General features: G+C 67.8%; 7 protein-coding genes. 5 read left to right on the top strand and 2 right to left on the bottom strand.

The genetic code is table 11. The features are described 5' to 3' along the window. Nucleotides 1-661, top strand: a 661-nt coding sequence (locus tag RMO85_RS03500; protein WP_310526496.1) for a hypothetical protein, incomplete at its 5' end; no start/stop codon positions are given. A 77-nt stretch (nt 662-738) separates the two neighbouring features. Here the strand turns inward: RMO85_RS03500 and RMO85_RS03495 are convergent. Beyond that, nucleotides 739-1,461, bottom strand: coding sequence for a Pr6Pr family membrane protein (locus RMO85_RS03495; RefSeq protein ID WP_310526494.1), 723 nt, complete (start codon nt 1,459-1,461; stop codon nt 739-741). 183 nt (nt 1,462-1,644) lie between these two features. Between RMO85_RS03495 and RMO85_RS03490 the strand changes: the two genes are divergently transcribed. The 4 genes from RMO85_RS03490 (at nt 1,645) to RMO85_RS03475 (ending at nt 4,560) form a co-directional block, all read left to right on the top strand. Beyond that, a complete protein-coding gene (locus RMO85_RS03490) occupies nt 1,645-1,941 on the top strand; it encodes a hypothetical protein (protein WP_310526493.1) in 297 nt (98 codons plus the stop codon). After that, nucleotides 1,932-2,060 carry a hypothetical protein gene (locus RMO85_RS03485; protein ID WP_310526492.1) on the top strand — a complete coding sequence of 43 codons (129 nt, stop codon included), beginning with the start codon at nt 1,932-1,934 and terminating at the stop codon, nt 2,058-2,060. The genes RMO85_RS03490 and RMO85_RS03485 overlap by 10 nt, the downstream gene beginning before the upstream one ends. 438 nt (nt 2,061-2,498) lie before the next feature. After that, the gene (locus RMO85_RS03480) at nt 2,499-3,332 is read left to right on the top strand and encodes a DUF1028 domain-containing protein (RefSeq protein WP_310526491.1); all 834 of its coding nucleotides are present in this window, start codon (nt 2,499-2,501) and stop codon (nt 3,330-3,332) included. Between the two features lie 325 nt (nt 3,333-3,657). Beyond that, the gene (locus tag RMO85_RS03475; protein WP_310526497.1) at nt 3,658-4,560 is read left to right on the top strand and encodes a glutaminase; all 903 of its coding nucleotides are present in this window, start codon (nt 3,658-3,660) and stop codon (nt 4,558-4,560) included. Nucleotides 4,561-4,719: 159 nt separating this feature from the next. Here the strand turns inward: RMO85_RS03475 and RMO85_RS03470 are convergent, their stop codons facing one another. Beyond that, a complete protein-coding gene (locus RMO85_RS03470; RefSeq protein WP_310526490.1) occupies nt 4,720-4,842 on the bottom strand; it encodes an ATP-dependent helicase C-terminal domain-containing protein in 123 nt (40 codons plus the stop codon). Nucleotides 4,843-4,903 lie beyond the last annotated feature (61 nt).

Genomic DNA, 4,903 nt, shown 5'->3' with positions numbered 1-4,903 from the left:
CACAACCCAGGCGTTGTCGGTCATCCGCAAGCAGGCGGACGAGCCCTGGAGCGACCCCTCGGTGCTGTGGACCAGGTCGGGGTCCGGCGCCCTGCCAGCGCCGGGCTTGGCGGTCGACGCCACTGGCACCGCCACGGTCGTGTGGCGGCAGGCCGACAGTGCGGGGAAGTGGGACTTGGTCGTTTCGCGAGCGCCGCAGAGTGGGGCATGGTCGGCCCCCGAGGTCGTGAGCGCCAAGGTGGGCCTTGGCCCGACGGTGGTGCGAGGCACGCCAGCCGGCGACGTACTGGTCGTCTACCGGCGCTACCGCGCCACGGTCAAGGCGGTGCGGTACGCCGGCGGGTGGGGCGAGCCGGTGCTGCTGGGTGCCGCCGATCCCGCGGTGAAGGACCTGGATGCCGCGATCGACCCGAGCGGCCGAGCAGTCGCGCTCTGGTCCCCCCAGGCCGTCCCGGGCGCCTTGGGAGACGGAGTCCTCGCGGCGATGATGACTCCCGGTGGGGACTGGGGTCCGGTCAGCATCCTCCTGCCGCCCGGACAGCTGATCGCGCGCGGATCGCTGCATGCGGGCGCGGGTGACGGTGACCTCCTCGCTGCCTGGTCGCGGCGGCACGGCGACGGCACGTTCGTGGTGACGGCGCGGGTCCGGGCTGCCGGCTGACCGGCGCCGGACGGGACGTGGGGCGATCTTCCAGGGCGCCTATCGTGCGGGATCGATGGTCTCGCGGACTTCGATTGCTACAGCGAGGTCTCGGTCACGATGGCCGCGGACTGTCGTCTCCGAAGCGCGACCTCGATCCCCCAGTAGATGGTGGCGACCACCAGCCCGAAGACCAGGATCATGGCTAGCGTGACGGCCACGGACGCATAGCCGAGCTCGGTCACGTTGGCGAAGTCGTAGGGGTAGGCGTCGATCACTGCCCCACGGGCCAGCATCCACGCGATCCAGAGCAGGGGGACGGCAAGCGCGAGCGGCACCGTCCGGGCGGTGATCCAGCCGCGCGGTCCCCAGACCAGCCAGACGATGATGGTGACAGCGGGCGTGACGATGTGCAGGATCGGGTCCGTGAGCTTCGACCAGCCCGAGACCACGGCAGTGGGAGCCAGCAGCACCTGATAGACGATGGCGGTCACGGTGATCATCAGCAGTGCGTCGAGCCGCAACACCCGGCGTACCTCGGTGTTTCGCCAGGGTCGGGTCAGCAGCAGCGACACCGAGAGTGCGACGACCACGTTCGACCAGATCGTGAAGTAGCTGAAGGTGTCGGTCAGCCGCGCAACCGCCCCGGCGGCCCCATCGGGGTGGTTGCCGTAGAGCCCCGGCTCCGGCTTCAGCTCGTCGTACCACCCCATGCCGGAGAAGAACGCGGTCAGGGCGATTCCGAGCCAGGCAACGCCGGCGTTCACGGCGTACGCCGTCCGCGCGACCGGGGAGGGCTCGAGCACGGTGGGATCGGTCACCGATGAAGTATGACCGTTCGCGGGTGTCGTGTCATGCCCTTGCCTGCGGGTGAATTGCCCGGCAGCGCCGGTGTCTCAGCCCGGTGAGGACGGGTTTCCTCGGTTGCTTCTGAGGAAGATGCAACCAAGGCGACTCGCTCCACGAAGTAGGGGGTAACCACCACCCTTCCCGAGGAGCTTCCGATGAACCGTCGAACAATCGCCACCGCACTCACCCGCTCCGTGATCGGCGCCGCCGCCGCGGCCAACCGGGTGACCGGTCTGGTCCACGGCCTGACCGGTGACCGTCTGGGGTCGGAGAAGAAGGTCTTCGACGCTGTCGCCACCCTGGGTGTGGACACCATCGAGACCGTCCTGCTCCCACGTGGTCCCGGGGGCGACCATCAAGTCGCGCAGGCCAAGGACGCCCATGGCGCGAAGCTCACCCCCGCTCAGGGCGGCAGGATCAAGGTCGACGTCCGCCATGGGGCGTGTTCCTGATCGACGCAGCCAAGAACGACCGCAACCCCCGCGTGCGGGTGGCGGCGAAGAACATCAACAAGGGCAACAAGCAGATCGCCCACGGCATCAACCGCGTGCTTCGTCCGATCGACCTCTGATCCCGGGCGACACCAGAACAGCGACGGCCCGGGGTCTCCCCGGGCCGATCTCGACAGGGTTCACCCCGTCGATGCCCGTGTCGCTGGTCCAGAATGCAATCTCGCCCGTTCGCGGGTCGACGGCCATCGGTGGTCGTAGTCAGTCTGATCCGCGAGCGCCGTTGCAACCTCCTCTACGTCGATTGCGCTGAGGTCGAGCATCCGTTCAGGCTAGAACCCCGACGCGGTGTTCGACAGATCCGGGGACAGCGCGCTGCCGTTTCGCGGCGTGATGACGCTGTCGTCGCTATGAAATGAATACCCCGCCGTTGGCCGGGCAATTGCGCTCCGGAGGGACGAGTGTGCGGTCCCCGCCGGACATGTGAACCGGTGCAAGGCGGTCTACGGGCCCCATCCCAGCCCTTCCTCCGAGGAACGGTCCGCCACTAGCGTCTGGTCATGACGTTCTCGATCGTGGCGCGTTCCGACGATGGTGAGTCGTGGGGCGTGGCTGTCGCGTCCAAATTCTTCTCCGTCGGATCAGTAGTCCCCGCCGCTCGCGCGGGAGCCGGAGCCATTGCCACTCAGGCGTGGGCCAACGTCACCTATAAGGACGTGGGCCTGGCTCACCTCCAAGGTGGTGCGACCTCCTCCCTGGCGCTTCAGCGACTCCTGGATGAAGACGACGGCAAGGACCTCCGCCAGGTGGGCATCGTCGACTCCGGAGGCGACTCCGCCAGCCACACCGGCTCCGAGTGCCTGGAGTGGGCGGGCGGAGTCACCGGTGATGGGTATGCGATCCAGGGCAACATCCTCACCGGCGAAGAGGTAGTAGTCGCGATGCAGGCCGCCTTCCAGGCGAGTGACAGCGCAGCACCCCTCGCCGAGCGCCTGCTGGGGGCACTCCGAGCCGGCGACGAGGCTGGCGGCGACGCGCGCGGTCGGCAGTCAGCAGCACTACTCGTCGTCAGGGACGGCGCCGGGTTTGACGGTCGCAACGACCTGGAGATGGACCTGCGCGTCGATGACCACTCCCACCCCGTCGACGAGCTCGAACGGCTGCTGCGGGTTCATCAGCGCCTCAACACCGCCGTGCCCGAAGCAGAGCGCACCCCAGACACACCCGAGCTCTTCGCCGAGATGGATGGTCGGGCCCAGGCCCTCGGGCACCGGTCATTCGCCCTATGGGTCGGCATCAATAACTATGAACACCTCGGGGGCCACGACTGGACAGCTACGCGCCTCATCGAGGAGCTGCGAGCGGCCACGACGGACTGGCAGCCGGATTCTTAGATACAGCATGCCGTGCATGACAGACGCAGCCACAGAAAGGACGCCCTGCGTCTCGAGGGTTGGTCGCGGCTACCAGACGCAGTTCGAGGCGCGTGGAGTCCCTACCAGAGGCATGATGGACCTTCGGCAGCGGCTTGGGCGTGTTTCGGGCATGGTCTAGCCACGTGCGTGTTGGCGGGTTGAACAGGCACGACGCTCATCGTGGGGCAAGTCTTGGGTGGATCGTCGGTCCTCAGGATCGAAGGGGCTGGGCCCCACGATTGGCGTCCGGAGCCCGGCCCGGACGCTCGGCCGTCGGCTGCGCGAGGATGGTGACGTGCAAATCATGGATGCCCTGCTGCGCGCGCAGGAGGCCGCCGCTCCCGAAGTTGGTCGCGGCCGGCTGGCTGAGTACATCCCTAGCTTGGCGGCGGTGGATCGGCACCAGTTCGGGATGGTGATCGCCTCCTGCGACGGCCAGGTGCACGTCATCGGTGACGCCGACGTGCGCTTCTCGGTGCAGAGCATCAGCAAGGTCTTCACGCTCGCGCTAGTAGTCGCCGCCGAGGGAGAAAGCATCTGGGAACGGGTGTCCCGCGAACCGTCGGGCAACCCGTTCAACTCCCTGCTCCAGCTCGACCAGGAGGCGGGGCGTCCGCGCAACCCGTTCATCAACGCCGGTGCACTCGTCGTCACCGACCGGCTGCATTCGCTGACCGGCAACGCGTTCGGTGCCCTTCGCGACCTGATGCGCCGGGAGAGCGGCCGCGCCGATGTGGGCAGCGACCCTGAGGTGGCCCGTTCGGAGCTCGAGGCCGGCCACCGCACATCGGCACTCGCACACCTGCTTGCCAGCTACGGAAACTTGGAGTGTCCCGTTGACCAGGTGATCGACCAGTACGTCGCGCAGTGCGCTCTGTCGATGACCTGCCGCGAGCTGGCGCTTGCCGGGCTGTTCCTCGCCCGCGACGGGGTTCTCTCAGACGCAACCCGGCTGCTCAGTGCGCGGCAGACGAAGCGGGTCAACGCTGTGATGCTCACCTGCGGTACATACGACTCGGCCGGCGAATTCGCCTACAGAGTCGGACTGCCGGCCAAGAGCGGAGTCGGTGGCGGCATCCTGGCCGTCATCCCCGACCGGGGTGTCGCCTGCGTATGGAGTCCCGCGCTGGGCCCCTCCGGCAGCTCGGCAGCCGGGCTGGCCGCGCTGGACGCGTTCACCACGTACTCCGACTGGACGGTCTTCTAACCCCTTGCCCAGAGGCGAGCGCCGAACTACAGCGGAAGCTGGTCACCCTCATCCCTGAAGCCGCGAACACTAACGCGGCGCAATGACGCAGGGTTTGCCGCGTCATCGCATGCGCGCCTGTGGGCAGGGAGATTCACCCCAGGCGGGTCGACACGCCACTCAGCTTCGGCGAGCTCTGTTCGTCCCCGCGGTGGCCGGTGCGCTGCGTGGATCCTCAGGCCAGGCGTGCTTGGGATAGCGCCCGCGCACCTCTCTGCGGATCTGTGGAGGGGTGGTGCGCAAGAAGCTCTCTTCTCGGTGCTGTCAAGTCAGTCGAAATAGGCAGGCCACATGGCATTCCGGA

The sequence above is a fragment of the Nocardioides sp. genome (genome assembly GCF_031422975.1).
In the GTDB taxonomy this organism is placed as follows: Bacteria; Actinomycetota; Actinomycetes; order Propionibacteriales; family Nocardioidaceae; genus Nocardioides.
Note: the sequence above shows the minus strand (reverse complement) of the source record. Positions and strands in the feature narration are given on the sequence as shown.

What these genes read in the sequence shown, in the direction of transcription:
- RMO85_RS03490 (WP_310526493.1), top strand. Translation starts at nt 1,645, where the DNA reads ATGAACCGTCGAACAATCGCCACCGCACTCACCCGCTCCGTGATCGGC.
- RMO85_RS03480 (WP_310526491.1), top strand. Translation starts at nt 2,499, where the DNA reads ATGACGTTCTCGATCGTGGCGCGTTCCGACGATGGTGAGTCGTGGGGC.
- RMO85_RS03475 (WP_310526497.1), top strand. Translation starts at nt 3,658, where the DNA reads ATGGATGCCCTGCTGCGCGCGCAGGAGGCCGCCGCTCCCGAAGTTGGT.